Here is a 14774-nt window from a genome sequence, read left to right on the forward strand (position 1 = left end):
AGGAATCGCCGGCCGCGGGCAAGCCGCGCCGGCTCTGACATGGGTCGTCAAAGCCTGGGGATCAAGATCATGGGTATGGGGAACGGTTATCCGCGCCAGCGCGAAGTGTGCCTGGCCGTCGTCGTGGCATTGGGCTTGAGCGCCTGCGGCGGAGGCGGCGGCAGCGGCAATGTCCGCGTCTCGCCGAGCACGCCGCCAAGCACGCCCTCGACCCCCTCGCAGCCGTCCAGCCCGCAGCCGCCGATCGACGCGCAGCTCACGCTGACCGACACCAATGCGGCGCACGCGCAGGGCTATACCGGCCAGGGCGTCACCATCGGCGTGGTCGACAGCGGCGTCATGCGCAACCACCCGGCGCTGGCCGGGCGCGTGCTGGCGGACCTGATCTACGTCGACCCCAGCGTCAACAACACCAGCATCGACGACGTGGTCGGCCACGGCACCTGGGTGTCGCAGGTGGCCGCGGGCAAGCCGGTGGGGCAGTTCGTCGGAGGCATCGCGCCGGGGGCGGACATCGTGTCGGCGCGCATTATCGCCGACAAGGCGCCGACCGACGACGGCTCCGGCCAGGGCAACCGCGTCACCACCGCCGACCCGCTGGGCGCGATCAACGACGACCTGATCGCCAACGGCGTGAAGGTGATGAACAACTCCTGGGGCGGCCTGTACTGGGACGCCACCGCCACCGCCACCACGCAGAGCTTCCACGACGCCTACAACCGCTTCGTCAACAGCTGGGGCGGCCTGGTGGTGTTCGCCGCGGGCAACGATTCCAAAGCCAACCCGAGCGACGTGGCGGCGCTGCCGGCGCGCGCGCCCGACCTCACCCGCGGCTGGCTGACGGTGGTGGCGGTGGACAGCAACAACCCCACCAAGCTGGCCAGCTATTCGAACGCCTGCGGCATCGCCATGAACTACTGCCTGGCCGCGCCGGGCAACCTCATCGTCACCGGCAAGGACGACACCGCCGCCAGCACCAGCTACTACATCATCACCGGCACCTCGTTCGCGGCGCCGCAGGTGTCGGGTGCGGCGGCCCTGGTGTGGCAGGCCTATCCGTATTTCAGCAACGACCTGGTGCGCCAGACCCTGCTCGGCACCGCGGCGGATCTCGGCACGCCCGGGCCGGACACCACCTTCGGCTACGGCATGCTCGACGTGGGCAAGGCGGTGAACGGTCCGGCGAAGTTCGACTGGGGCGACGTCACGGTGAACTTCACCGGCAGCTCCAGCTGGAACAACCCGATCTCCGGCGCCGGCGGCCTGATCAAGCAGGGCACCGGTACCTTGCTGCTGACCCAGCCGTCCACTTACACGGGCCTGACCCAGGTGCAGGGTGGCGTGCTGTCGGCGAAGTCGCTGGCTTCCGGCGTGGCGATCAGCGCGCAGGGCACGCTCACCGACACGCACGGCATCGGCGGCAACGTGGCCAATGCCGGCGTGCTCACCGTGCGCGGCGGCGACGTCAACGTGGCCGGCAGCTATCAGCAGATGAGCGGCGGCCGGCTCGCGCTGGAACTGGGCTCGGCGCTGCGCACCGGCGGCAGCGCCACGCTGGGCGGCGGCGATCTCTACGTGATCGGCGCGGGCTCGGGCTATGTCGCCAATGCGCATACCAATGTGCTGGTGGCGAACGGCGGGCTCACCGGCACGTTCTCGGCGGTCAACACCGCGTCCAATGTGTTCCTCAATGCGTCGATCAATTACGACGCCACCAGCGCCTGGCTCAACGTCACCCAGGTGCAGGTGACGGCGGTGCAGGGCATGAGCTACACCGCCGCCTCGATGGGCGCGGCGCAGCGCGTGGACGGCGCCTTCCAGCAGCTCAATACGCAGCTCGCGCAGAACGGCGCGGGCGGGCAGGCGGCGGCGTCCGGCTTTATCCAGGGCGCCGCGCTGCTGCAGCAGTCGCCGAACCTGGGCTCCGCGCAGCAGTCGCTGGAAAGCCTGTCCGGCCAGCTGCATGCGGCGAGTGCGGCGATGACCTTGCAGGCGATCGACGCCAGCACGCGCGCGTTCTCCGACCGCTTCGACGAACTCGCGCAGGCGCCGCAGGCCGGCGGCTGGGCGCAGAACCTTGGCTACCAGGGCTCGATGGCGCGCGCCGGCTACGGCAGCGTCGGCATGGACCTGAGCGGCTGGATGGTCGGCCAGGACCGCCGCCTCGGCCCCAATGGGTTCGCCGGTTTCGCGGTGGCGCAGATGCAGGGCCTGGGCCGCCTGGCCGAAAGCGCCGACCAGGGCCGCAGCCGCGCGGTCGAGGGCAGCCTGTATGCCGGCGTCATGCGCGATTCCTGGTATGCGATGGGCCGCCTCGGCATCGGCGGCTACCAGGAAAACATGCGCCGCCAACTGCAGCTCGGCGACGCCACCACCGCGGTGGCCAGCGATACGCGCGGCCGCTACGGCGTGGCCTACGGCGAAAGCGGCTACCGCTTCGATGCCGCCGGCCTGCGCGTCACGCCTTATGTGGACGTGCAATACACGCGCATCCAGCGCGACGGCTTCAACGAACTGGGCGGCTACGGCTTCGGCCTGAAGTCGCCGGGCCAGACCATCGAACGCTGGCAGGCCGGCGCAGGCCTGCGCGCGGCGCGCAGCTGGCTGGTGCCCAGCCTGGGCCGGCTGGATCTGAAAGCGCGGCTGTCCTGGCAGCAGTCGTTCGCCACGCGCGGCGACGTGTTCGACGCCAGCTTCACCGGGCTCAATCAATGGGCGCCGCTCGGCGGCATCGGGCTGGCGCGCTATGCGGGCCTGGCCGGGCTGGAACTGGACTGGCGCTTCTCGCCGCGCGGCGCGCTGCTGCTGGGCTACGACCAGTACTTCGGCCAGCGCGACCAGTCGAGCATGGCCACCCTGGCGTATCAGTACCGCTGGTAGGCGAGCGCGGCGCCAGCGCGCGCTCCGCCGGCGGCTCAGGACTTGCCGTGGAACAGCTCGCGGCCGATCAGCATGCGGCGGATCTCGTTGGTGCCGGCGCCGATCTCGTACAGCTTGGCATCGCGCAGCAGGCGGCCGGCCGGGAACTCGTTGATGTAGCCGTTGCCGCCCAGCGCCTGGATCGCTTCCAGCGCCACCTTCACCGCGTTCTGCGAGGCGTTGAGCAGGCAGGCGGCCGGGTCGATGCGCGACTTGCTGCCGTGGTCGAATTCCTGCGCCACCATGTAGGCGAAACCGCGCGAGGACTGCAGCGCGGTGTACATGTCGGCGACCTTGGCCTGCATCATGCCGAAGGTGCCGATCGGCGCATTGAACTGCTTGCGCTCGCGCACATACGGCAGCACCAGGTCCATCGCCGCCTGCATCAGGCCGAGCGGGCCGCCCGAGAGCACCAGGCGCTCGGTGTCCAGACCGCTCATCAGCACGCGCACGCCTTCGTTGACTTCGCCCACGATATTTTCGGCGGGGATCTCGCAGTCCTCGAACACCAGTTCGCAGGTGTTGGAGCCGCGCATGCCCAGCTTGTCCAGCTTCTGCGCGGTGCTGAAACCCTTCATGCCTTTTTCGACGATGAAGGCGGTCATGCAGCGGCTGCCGGCCGGACGCGGCGCGGTGCGCATGTAGACCAGCAGCACGTCGGCGTCGGGACCGTTGGTGATCCACATCTTGGAGCCGTTGGCGACCCACACGTCGCCGCGCAGCTCGGCCTTGCAGCTCATCGAGCCGACCACGTCGGAACCGGCGCCGGGCTCGCTCATGGCCAGCGCGCCCACGTATTCGCCCGAGCACAGCTTGGGGATGTACTTGCGGCGCTGTTCCTCGTTGCCGTTGTGGAACAGGTTCTGCACGCACAGGTTGGAATGCGCGCCGTAGGACAGACCCACCGAGCCGGAAGCGCGCGAGATCTCTTCCATCGCCACCATGTGCGCGAGGTAGCCCAGGCCGGTACCGCCGTAGGTCTCCGGAACCGTCATGCCGAGCAGGCCCATCTCGCCGAACTTGCGCCAGAGGTCGGCCGGAAAGACGTTGTCGTGGTCGAGCTGGGTTGCGCGGGGAGCAATCTCCTTTTCCGCGAAGGCGTGCACGCTTTCGCGCAACAGGTCGAGCTCTTCACCGAGGGAAAATGGACGCATCGGAAGCTTCCGGCAGAGGCGGGGGAGCCGGAAATGCTAACGCAGGAGCGGTGCCGGCCTATGGCGCAGCGCACCACGACGCCGTCGGGGCGGCATCGGGCTGGAATAAGTCCGATTGCTTCTGTCCGTGAGGTGGATCACAGTTATGCAGAATAAGTGGGTGGGGGCACCTCAGGGACTATGGATGTGAGAGGTTTTCTCGCGCTCCCGGCATTGCTCGGGGGCTTGAGCGCTTGGGCGCGCCGGCGGCTGCGCAGGGGAGTCTGGACACGCGGCGCATCGGTGAGCATCGAGCTGGGCGGGCTGCGCCTGCGCGTGCTGCGCCGGGAACAGCCGTCCGCCGCCGACGCCTGGTGCCGCAATCAACTGCTGGTCGACGCCCGCTGCGAAGCGCAGGAGCGCGCGCTGCACGCGCACGGCACCTTGCTGTCCGCGGTGGATCTGCAGGCCTGGTGCCTGAAACTGCCGCCGCTGCTGGAAGGCGAGCTGACCGAACTGCATCTGTGCAGCGTCAGCGACCGCATCGGCCTGCATCTGCAGCGGCCGGTGCAGGAAGACCTCACCGCCGTGACGGTGGCCCTGGTCGATCCCGCGCGCGACGGCCAGACCCTGTACGACACCTGGCACGCCGGCCGCGGCCTGCTGTTCCTGGTCACGCAGATCCAGCTGCAGGAATTCTTTGCGCAGCTGGAGCGCGCGATGCACCGCTTCCCGGTGCGCTACGGGCACGCGCAGCGGCAGCCGGCGTAGCAGGCTCAGGGCACCGGGTGCCCTTGGCTGGCGGTCCAGATCGCATACCAATCCTCGTTGCTCAGCCGCACTTCCAGTGCGGCTACCGCTTCGCGCAGGCCTTCGATGCGGCCGCTGCTGGTGACCGGACAGGGCCGCGAGGGATGGCGCAGCACCCAGGCGAAGGCCAGCGTGGCCAGGCTGATCCGCAGCCGCGCGGCGATCGCCTCCATGCAGGCGCGCACGCGCACGGCCTGTTCATCGGTGCCGGTGAACAGCCGGCCGCCGCCCAGCGGCGACCAGATCATCGGCCGCAGGCCCAGCTGCTGGGCCTGGTCGAGCGTGCCGTCGTCGAGCGCATCCAGATGCAGCGGCGACAGTTCGAGCTGGTTGGTAAGCAAGGGCACGTGCCGGTGCAACAGCGCGAACTGGCTGGCGCTGTGGTTGGACACGCCCCAGTGGCGCACCTTGCCTTCGCGGGTGAGCGTGGCAAAGGTGTCGGCCAGTTCCTCCGCATCCATCAGGTAATCGGGGCGGTGGATCAGCACCAGGTCCAGCTGATCGGCATGCAGGCACTGCAGCGAGCGCTCCACCTGCGCGCGCACGTAGGCCGGCGTGGTGTCGTAGTAGTTGATCGGATACGGCCGCTTGGCCGAACGCAGGCGGATGCCGCACTTGGTCACCAGCTGCATGCGCCGGCGCAAAGCCGGTGCGGCCTTCAGCGCCGCACCGAAGGTGGCTTCCTCTTCGTAGTCGCCATAGATGTCGGCGTGATCGAACGAGGTGATGCCCAGCTCCAGCGCCTGCTCGATCCAGCGCACGCGCGCCTGCACGTCGAGCTTCCAGCTGGTGAGCCGCCACAGGCCGGCGACGATGGGAGAGAGCTGCAGGTCAGGTACGGGGAAGGGCGATGGCATGATGGCTCTTTCGTTCTATCCAGAAGATGTCAGCACAAGCCGCCGTTGACCGCGAGCACCTGCCGCGTGATGTAGCCCGCCTCCGGACTCATCAGAAACTGCACCGCACCGGCCACTTCCTCCGGCGTACCCATCCGCTGCATCGGGATCGCCGCGAGAATCTCTTCCAGCGGCAGTCCGGCATCGACCATATCGGTATCGATCAAGCCCGGCGCCACGCAGTTGACGGTGATCCTGCGCTTCGCCAGCTCCAGCGCGAGCGCCTTCGCCGCGCCGATCACGCCGGCCTTGGATGCGCTGTAATTCACCTGCCCGCGGTTGCCGATCAGGCCGGACACCGAGGTGATGCACACGATGCGCCCCGGCGCGCGGCGGCGGATCATCGGCATCACCAGCGGATGCAGCACGTTGTAGAAGCCGTCGAGGTTGGTGCGCAGCACCTGGTCCCAGTCTTCCTCGCTGAGCGCGGGAAACGCGCCGTCGCGGGTCAGCCCCGCATTGCACACCACGCCGTAGTACGTGCCATGCGCGGCGACATCCGCTTCCAGCGCGGCGGCGCAGGCGGCGCGGTCGGCGATATCGAACTGCAGCACGCGCGCCTGCCGGCCCAGCGCCTGGATCGATGCCTGCACCGCCTCGGCCTCGTCGCGCCGCGAGCGGCAATGCAGCACCAGCTCGTAGCCCGCCTGCGCCAGGCGCAGGGCGATGGCGCGGCCGATGCCGCGGCTGGAACCGGTGACCAGGATGGTGTCGGTCATGCGTGGCTGTCCTCGATAAGCGCAGCGGCAACGATAGCGAAGCGGCGCGCGGCGATCACGCCGCCTGCCGCAATACGCGCCGCCGCACCAGCCATTCGCCGGCGAACAGCGCGCCCATGGCCAGGTAGGCGATCAGCCCGTTGTACAGCGTCCACCAGCGCAGCGGCGCCCACAGCGTAAGCGCGGCCGAGGCCAGCGCATTGGCGGCGAAGAAGCCCATCCACAGCCAGGTCACCTTGCGCGTGTACGGCACGGCGGCGGCGGGCAGCTGCGGGTCCTGCACGCGGGCGATGCGTTCGATCATCGGCGGCCCGTAGCGCAGGGTCAGCCCGAAGGCGAGCAGCAGCAGCGCGCAGACCAGGGTGGGATACCAGCGCAGCAGCTGCGATTCGCCGCTGAGCGCCAGCAGCGCGCAATAGGCCAGCGCCGCGCCCAGCATCCAGCGGCCGCCCGGCTGGTTCCACAGCGCCGGCGCACGCAGCAGCCAGGCGGCGCCCAGCGCCAGCGCAAAGATCTGCGGCGGCACGTATCGCATGCCGGCATATACCAGGAAGGGATACAGCACGCCGACGGCGAGCAGCAGGAAGGAAGTGAGTTTGCGCATGCGGCCGGTCGGCACTCCACGAAGCAGGCGGGGCTCGCCACCTCCGCGACTATGCGCCCGCGCGGTGCGCGGGCCGGCGGCATGCTACCAGAGGCGGCTAGCTGTCCCGCACTTCCAGCGCCAGCTCGGCCAGGCGCTCGCGCTGGGCCAGGATCAGGGCGAGCTGGCCCAGCACCAGGCGGGCGGTCTCGTCGCCGCCGGCATACGCGGGCATGGTCAGCAGCAGCGGCGCAGGTTCGTTCGTCTCCACGGATTCGGCCAGCTGCTCCAGCGCTTCCACGGTCTGCGCGCCGCAGGACTGCACGGCCTCGCGCGCATGCCCCGCGGCCAGCGCCTGCCGGTTGGCGCCGAGTGCCGAAAGCTGGCTGAGCAGCACGTGCGCCGCGCCCAGGAAGCGCAGCAGGGATTCGCCGCCGCGCCGGTGCCGGCCCGGTTCGCGCAGCATGTTGGAGAGCACGCCGCTGAGGTTGGCATCGGCGTTGTGGGCGTCGCGCCGCGCGATGCGGTAGGGCAGGTCGTCGCGCCGGCCGTCGGCGTACTGCGCCAGGATGCTGGCCAGATAACGCGCATCGCAGCGCAGCGTGTCGGCCATCACCTGGTCCAGTCGCCGCCCCTGCCAGTCGGGCAGCACCAGGTGGATGGCCAGCGCGGCGATCGCCACGCCGATCAAGGTGTCGACCATGCGCGGCCACATCACTTCGTAGCCATTGCCCACCTGGTTGAAGCACAGCACCACGAACAGCGTGATCGCCGCGGTGGCCAGCGTGTAGCGCCGCTGGCGCGCGGCGAAGAACAACACGCCGGCCACGATCAGCAGCGGCACCTGCGCCGGCCCGAACGGCAGCAGCCGCAGCGCCGCCCAGCCAGCCACCAGCCCCGCCAGCGTGCCGGTGGTCCGCTGCAGCAGGCGCCGCCGCGTGGCGCCGTAGCTGGGCTGGCACACCAGCAAGGTGGTCAGCAGGATCCAGTAGCCGTTCTGCGGATGCACCACGCGCAGCACCGCATAGCCGGCCAGCAGCGCCAAGGCCAGGCGCAGCGCATGGCGGAAGCGGAACGAGCGCGGCGTGAACTGGATGCGGATGCGCTCCCACGCCTCGGCCAGGTTGCCGGGGCCGGGGTCCTGCAGGGCGCTTTCCTCGCCGGGCACCGGGCCGCTCGCCGGCTGCTCGCGTTCGAGCAGGGACTGGATCGCATCCATATTGCGCAGCAGCGCATCGAGCGAACGCAGCAGGTGCGCATCCGGCGGCGTGGCCTGGGCATGCAGCGCCTCGATCGCATCGCGCACGTCGTCCAGCGCGGCGCGCGCGCCGTCGTCGACCTGCAGCGGCGTGCGCAGGCGCAGCGTCCGCGCGCGCTGGCGGCACAGGCCGGCGTGGCGGCGCAGCAGGTGTTCGCAGCGGAACAGCACGTCGCTGTGGAAGAACGCTTCGGCCAGCGCGTCGTACGGGTAGTGCGAGGAGCTGACGCGCTCGTGGATGTCCTGCGCGGCGAAGTACAGGCGCAGGCGTTTCGCAGTGGGGCCGCTGGGCCGGCGCGGGCCGATGCGGTCGATCAGGATCAGCCGCGTCTCGTTGAGCGCCTGCACCACTTTCTCGTTGCGCATGGCGAGCTCCTGCTGCAGGGCCTCGCGATCCACGCCCGGCAGCGGCGCGAACAGCGCCGCCTTGCCTTCGAGATAGCCGGCCAGCGCATCGAAGGTGCGCGCCAGTGCATGGCGCACCGCCTGCTGCGGCGACAGCGCGCTCCACAGCAGCGAGAGCAGGCCGTACCACGCCGCGCCGGCCAGCAGCAGCGCCGGTTCGCGCAGCGAGCCGGGATGCGCGCCGGCATCGGCCGCGATCATGGTGTACACCGACAGCAGCAGGGCGGAGCCGGCGATGGTCGCGTAGCGATGGCTGGCCGCGCCCAGCATCACCAGCGCGAACGTCGCCAGCGGCAGGCCCAGCGCAAACAGCACCGGATGCGGCAGCAGCAGCTGCACCGAGCTGGCGGCGACGGCATAGCAGGCCAGCGTCACCAGCAGGGTGGCCAGGCGGCTGCGCCAATGGTCTTCCGTTTCGGCCAGCGCGCAGGCGATCACGCCGAGCAGGGCGGGGATGGCGTCGGCGAAATGGCCATCCGCCAGGCAGTACAGCACCACGCCGCCAAGGCCGAGCAGCACACGCAGGCATTCGGCGAAACGGTCGGAGCCGCGGATGCGGCGCCAGGTGTCGGCGATGGAGGATGGGGCCAGGGTCACCCCACAAGGATACGGAAAGCCCCTCCCCCTCCGGGAGAGGGGGGAGGGTACGGGCAGCGTGGTGCGTCCCGCTCCGCCCGCACCCTCATCCGCCTGCCGGCACCTTCTCCCGGAGGGAGAAGGGTTCGACCTGAGAAGTTGAGGCAAAACGCACCGCTCAAGCGGCCTCAATTCTTGAACATCCTCTCGGCCACGGCACGTTGAAGCACCCGCTACGTAAACGCACTGCCGTTTCGTGTAGACCCAGGTTAATCAGGTTACCGCAGCCGCCCACCGCTCCTTCTAGTCGCGTCGCGAGCCGTTGCTCTCAGGCCATTCTCTCTTTGGTTACTTTCTCTTTGGGCCAGCAAAGAGAAAGTGACCCGGGCGCCGGCAGGCGTCCGGAATGCCCGCTGCATAAGCGGCCAAGTCGCGACCACCGCACCTAGTCGCTACTGGATCCCGGCCTACACCGGAATGACGAGCAAAAAAAACGCCCCCCAAACGGGAGGCGTTCCCAAACACCAAAGCGCGCCGCTTACTGCCCGCGCATACGCCCCGCAAACCGCGGCGCACCATTACCCATATGCGGCAACTTGATCTTCCCGATCGAGGAAATCCGCTCCTCCGCCAGGCGATCAGCCGCCTTATACGTCGGCACACCCTCAGTCTTCGAAATCTCGAAAATCCGACCCAGGTTGTAATAAATGGTACGCATCATGCGCATCGCCCGCTCACGGTTATACCCGTCGATCTCCAGCGACACATTCATCACGCCACCCGCGTTCACCGCATAATCCGGCGCATACAGCACCCCGCGGCGCGTCAGCTCATCACCGATCGAATCGGTAGCCAGCTGGTTGTTGGCCGCACCGCAGATGATCTTCGCCTTGATGCGATCAATCGTCTGCTCATTGAGTGTGCCACCCAGCGCGCACGGCGAATACACGTCGGCGTCGACGTCGTAGATTTCGTCCAGGCCCACGGCCTCGCAACCCAGCTCATCCACGCAGCGCTGCACCGCATCCTTGTTGATGTCGGTGACGAACACCTTCGCCCCCTGCTCGCGCAGCAGCTTGATGAACTCGCTGCCCACGTGGCCGCAGCCCTGCACGGCGTAGCTGTACTTGCCCACGTCCTCGTTGCCGTGCTTGACCTGCAGCGCGGCCATCAGGCCCTGCAGGGTGCCGAACGCGGTGAACGGCGAGGGATCGCCCGAGCCGCCGTGCACCTGGTGCACGCCGGTCACGTATTCGGTTTCACGGAACACGTATTCCATGTCGTTGACGTCGATGCCGACGTCTTCGGCGGTGATGTAGCGGCCGTTGAGCGAGTTGACGAAGCGGCCGAAGGCGCGGAACAGCGCTTCGGACTTGTCCTTGGACGGATCGCCGATGATCACCGCCTTGCCGCCGCCCAGGTTCAGGCCGGCCACGGCGTTCTTGTAGGTCATGCCGCGCGACAGGCGCAGCACGTCGTTGACCGCGTCCTGCTCGGTCTTGTACGGCCACATGCGCAGGCCGCCGAGGGCCGGGCCCAGCACCGTGTTGTGGATCGCGATGATGGCCTTCAGGCCGGCGTCCTTGTTGTGGCAGAAGACGACTTCTTCGTGACCCGTTTTGGCGATGGTTTCGAAAATCATTGGAACGGTGACTCCACGGTGGGGTGGCGCGGTTGGCGATGCGGTGGTCGGTACGGCGGCCGCGGGGCGGCGTGCGCATGCCTCTAAAGTCAAAACCCCGACCGGGGGGTCGGGGTGTCAACACAGTCCATAAGTCTAGCGGGTCACCCGGCAGGGCGCTGTTGCGTTGCAGCAGGGCCGGCGCGGCACCGCGCGCCAGCCCTTGGCCCGCCTCATTTCACTCGATCAAAACGTCAGCGTCGCCCGGGCCCAGTAATAGCGGCCCATCACGTCGTAAGTGGCTACGTCGGTGTTCGAGTTGTTCACGTTGTTCTGGTACAGCAGGGGCGGCTGCTTGTCGGCCAGGTTGTCCACGCCGATGTCGAAGCGCGTGCGCCAGCCCTTCACTTCGTAGCCCAGCTGCACGCTGTGGTAGGCGTACGCGCCGACCTTGCGCACCACCGACGGTACGGTCAGGTCGGCCGACAGCTGCTGCCGCGCGTCGGGGCTGCCTACCTCGGTGCGGCCGACATAGCGCAGGCGCCAGCTCGCGCTCCACGGACCCTGCGCCCAGTTCAGCGTGGCCAGCCCGCGCCAGCGCGGGAAGTTGCCATAGGCGTAGGTGTAGCGGCCGGCGTTGTGGATGGTCACCGAGGTGGCGTCGGACGGGTCGGGATTGACGTCGTAGCGCGCCACGTAGGTGGTATCCAGGCGCAGGTTGAAGCGGCCGTAGCGCTCGGTGTTGAAGCGATACGCCACGCTGCCGTCGACGCCCTTGGTGGACAGCGCGCCCAGGTTCACCGTCGGCTCCGCCACGTAGTTGATCGCGCCGCTGGCGAAGCGGTGGATAAAGCTGCAGAACGGGCTGGCCGGGTTGGCATAGCACTGGTTCAGCACCGTCTGCGCCGAGATGGCGGTGATGGTGTCGTTGAGGTTGATGCGCCACACGTCCGCGCTCAGTGACAGCCCCGGCACCCATTGCGGGTCGTACACCACGCCGAAGTCGAAGGATTTGCCTTGCTCCGGCTTCAGCTGGTAACCGGCGGCGAGCGAGCCGGAGGTCTTGGCCGAGATTTCCGGATTCGCCTGCCGGTAGCTGCCGTCGGTGGGCACGCTGGCGCAGGCCTGCGGATGGCCGCCGGTATAGCCGTTGCAGGGGTCGTTCACCGTGGGCGCGTCGCCCGCGATACCGCCGTACAGCTCGCTGATGTTCGGCGCGCGGAACACCTCGGACACCGTGCCGCGCAGCAGCAGGTTGTCGATCGGCCGCCATTCCACCGCCAGCTTGCTGTTGGTGCTGCGGCCGGCGCTGCTGTAGTCGGACCAGCGCGTACCCAGGGTGAGGTTCAGCGCCTGCGCCCAGGGCTTGCCCGACAGCAGCGGGATCAGCGTTTCGGCGTAGGCCTCCTTCACGTTGAAGCTGCCGGCGAGCACCGAGCTGCAGAACTCCACCACGCCGCACAGGCCGTTGAGGTCGGCCACCGCCAGCGGATCGGTGCGCGTGGACGTGCTCTCCTTGCGGTAGGAGAAACCGGTGGCCAGGTTCACCGTGCCGGCGGGCAGGTCGAACAGGCCGCCGTTGGCGTTCGCTTCGAACTGCTTCACCGTATACGCGGTGGTGGTCACCGGATTGCGCTGGATGTTCTTCAGCGCCGCGATAGTGGTGGGGTCGTTGACGTTGAAGATATTGATCGGCGTGCAGCCGGCGATCGGGTTGCCTGGCGTACCGCAGGTCACCTTGCCGCTGGACGCATCGAGATACGAAGGCCCCAGGCCCTGCTGGAAGCCGGCGTAATCGAGGAAGCCGTAGTTGACCGACTTCTGCCGTACCTTGCCGTAGTTGAATGCCGCATCCCATTGCCAGCTGCTGTCGCCGAAGCCGCCGCGCAGGCCCGGTGTCACCTGCAGGTTGTAGGTGTTGTAGCTGTAGCGGCGATAGCCCAGGGTGGTGAAGCGCGTATTGAAGTCGCCGTTGTTGGCGCCGCTCACCCGGTCGGTGCCGAAGTCCACGCCGAACGGGTTGTAGTAGTTGTCCTTGGACACGATGAAGTTGTCGCCGTTGGCGAACACCGGCACCGGCGCGATCTGCGATTCGGACTGGGTCTTGGTGTAGTAGAGGTTGGCGTAGGCTTCGAGCTTGTCATTGAGCTTGTACTTGCCCAGCACGAAGAACTGGTCGCGCTTCTGCGGCGTCTGCAGGATGTTGTCGCCCTGGTAGTTGTAGCTGTCCGCGACGCTGTAGCAATGATAGTCGCCGGGCGTGGTGGCGCCGCTGACGCCGGCGTTGAGTGCCACGCGCGACGTGCAGCCCAGGGCCCTGGCCTGCGCGCCGGGCAGGGTGATCGCGCCGTATGGCGTCGCCGAGGAGCCGCTGACGATCACCTTGCCGCCGGTGAGGTTGAGCGCGTCGCGCGAGAACGAGCGGTCGCGCGCCGATACGGCATCCAGGCTCTGGTGCCCTAATCCGGCGATGACGCTGCCACGCTCGTTGCCTTGCCCTGCGGTCAGCGTGAAGTTGCGGCGGGTGCCGTCGCCGCGGCTGCTCTGGGCGAAATCGCCCGACAGCTGCACGCCGCTGAAATGCTCGCGCAGGATGAAGTTCACCACGCCGCCGATCGCATCCGAACCGTAGATGGCCGAGGCGCCGTCGCTCAGCACTTCCACGCGGTCGATCATGTTGGCGGGGATGCTGTTGACGTCGTTGTAGGCCAGCCGCACGCCGTTGACCAGGATCAGCGTGCGCTTGTCGCCCATGCCGCGCAGCGAGATGGTGGCCGCGCCGGTGCCGCCGCCGTTATTGGTATTGGCATTGGTGGCGTTGCCGGCGATCGACGGCAGTTCCTGCACCAGGTCGCCGAGCGTGGCCTTGCCGGTGGCAGCGATCTGCGCGCGGTCCAGCGTCACCACCGGGTTGGCGGTTTCGACGTCGACGCGGCGGATGCGCGAACCGGTGACGGTGACGGTTTCCAGGCTCTTGGCTTTCTGCGGATCGGCGGCGTCGGGCGGCGGCGCGTCCTGCGCCCAGCCAGGTGCTGCCATGGCGACCGCGGTGCTGGCGATGGCGAGCTTGACGGCGAGGCTGAGCGCGCGTGGATGGCGACAGGCGGAACGTGGATGCATGGGCGGATACCTCGTGGTGCCAGTGATGGGGCATGCGCAACGGCCGTCCCTGCGGCGATTGCGTTTCGTCGGGCAACAGCACGCCGTGCCGGGCTGGCGGCCCGGCCGGGTGCGTTGCGTTGCTGCGGCCCGCGCGAGGCGGGCGTGACGCGCTCAGCCCTGGCCGGGCGCGTCGGATTGCTGGCGGTACACGGTGTGGCGCTCCCCGTGGAGTTCCTTCAGCGGTCGCGCCGCGACGGCCTCGAGACGAAGCCCGTGCGCCGAAAGCGTGCGCAGCCGGGCGGCCGCTCCAGGCCGCCCGGCTGCCACGCCCGGCGCCGGCCGGGGTCTGGGTTTCGAAGGGGAAGCGGCGTGCGGGCCGTCGTCGTCATGGGAGCGAATGCTGGCATCGAAACGGGCGAATGCATCGGCAACCGAGCCGGTACGGCACCAGAACGAGTCAGCCGGCGAGTGGCGGAATTTCGCCGCGGCGGCAGCCTTCGTCAGGAATCGCTTGCGGTGATCGCTACAGCCGGACGGCATGCCCTCTCCCCGTGCGTGCGGCCGCGCGTGGACGCGGCGTGGCGGTTGGCGGCGCGTCCCCCGATGCGCATGGTTTCATCCTGCCGTCACATGCGCGGGGCGTCTTGTCGTATTTGGGAAAGAGGCGTGCGGAATTGCGCATAGTGGTTTCAGCGCAGCGCAACGTACTCCCTCTCCACTCCCGGGAGAGGGCCGGGGTGAGGGGTCGGGGG

Annotated in this window: 10 protein-coding genes; 2 read left to right on the forward strand and 8 right to left on the reverse strand. The window is 68.6% G+C overall.

All coding sequences use genetic code 11. The annotated features are described in order from the left end of the window. Nucleotides 1-69 precede the first annotated feature (69 nt). Nucleotides 70-2880 (forward strand): autotransporter serine protease, encoded by a 2811-nt coding sequence (locus FHW84_RS07550; RefSeq protein ID WP_243867983.1) that lies wholly within the window; start codon nucleotides 70-72, stop codon nucleotides 2878-2880. A 35-nt stretch (nucleotides 2881-2915) separates the two neighbouring features. Here FHW84_RS07550 and FHW84_RS07555 read toward each other — a convergent pair whose 3' ends face one another. After that, the gene (locus FHW84_RS07555; RefSeq protein ID WP_167254055.1) at nucleotides 2916-4073 is read right to left on the reverse strand and encodes an isovaleryl-CoA dehydrogenase; all 1158 of its coding nucleotides are present in this window, start codon (nucleotides 4071-4073) and stop codon (nucleotides 2916-2918) included. A 282-nt stretch (nucleotides 4074-4355) separates the two neighbouring features. Between FHW84_RS07555 and FHW84_RS07560 the strand changes: the two genes are divergently transcribed. Next, nucleotides 4356-4823 carry a hypothetical protein gene (locus FHW84_RS07560; protein WP_167254057.1) on the forward strand — a complete coding sequence of 156 codons (468 nt, stop codon included), beginning with the start codon at nucleotides 4356-4358 and terminating at the stop codon, nucleotides 4821-4823. Nucleotides 4824-4828: 5 nt separating this feature from the next. Here FHW84_RS07560 and FHW84_RS07565 read toward each other — a convergent pair whose 3' ends face one another. From FHW84_RS07565 to FHW84_RS07595, 7 genes are all read right to left on the reverse strand, one after another. Next, nucleotides 4829-5719: an aldo/keto reductase gene (locus FHW84_RS07565; protein WP_167254059.1), complete on the reverse strand. Its 891-nt coding sequence runs from the start codon at nucleotides 5717-5719 to the stop codon at nucleotides 4829-4831. 29 nt (nucleotides 5720-5748) lie between these two features. Next, on the reverse strand, nucleotides 5749-6477 hold the full coding sequence (fabG, locus tag FHW84_RS07570; RefSeq protein WP_167254061.1) for a 3-oxoacyl-ACP reductase FabG: 729 nt from the start codon (nucleotides 6475-6477) through the stop codon (nucleotides 5749-5751). A gap of 55 nt (nucleotides 6478-6532) precedes the next feature. After that, nucleotides 6533-7081, reverse strand: a complete 549-nt coding sequence (locus tag FHW84_RS07575) for a hypothetical protein (protein WP_167254063.1) — start codon at nucleotides 7079-7081, stop codon at nucleotides 6533-6535. 97 nt (nucleotides 7082-7178) lie between these two features. After that, nucleotides 7179-9320, reverse strand: coding sequence for a YccS family putative transporter (gene yccS / locus FHW84_RS07580; RefSeq protein WP_343203576.1), 2142 nt, complete (start codon nucleotides 9318-9320; stop codon nucleotides 7179-7181). A 517-nt stretch (nucleotides 9321-9837) separates the two neighbouring features. Continuing rightward, the gene (locus FHW84_RS07585) at nucleotides 9838-10941 is read right to left on the reverse strand and encodes a Glu/Leu/Phe/Val dehydrogenase (RefSeq protein ID WP_167254065.1); all 1104 of its coding nucleotides are present in this window, start codon (nucleotides 10939-10941) and stop codon (nucleotides 9838-9840) included. A 225-nt stretch (nucleotides 10942-11166) separates the two neighbouring features. Beyond that, the gene (locus FHW84_RS07590; protein WP_167254067.1) at nucleotides 11167-14040 is read right to left on the reverse strand and encodes a TonB-dependent receptor; all 2874 of its coding nucleotides are present in this window, start codon (nucleotides 14038-14040) and stop codon (nucleotides 11167-11169) included. A gap of 153 nt (nucleotides 14041-14193) precedes the next feature. Then, entirely contained in the window at nucleotides 14194-14562 is a 369-nt protein-coding gene (locus FHW84_RS07595) for a hypothetical protein (RefSeq protein WP_167254069.1), read from the reverse strand. Nucleotides 14563-14774 lie beyond the last annotated feature (212 nt).

This window comes from Dyella sp. SG562 (assembly GCF_011759495.1).
GTDB classification, from domain to species: Bacteria; Pseudomonadota; Gammaproteobacteria; order Xanthomonadales; family Rhodanobacteraceae; genus Dyella_D; species Dyella_D marensis.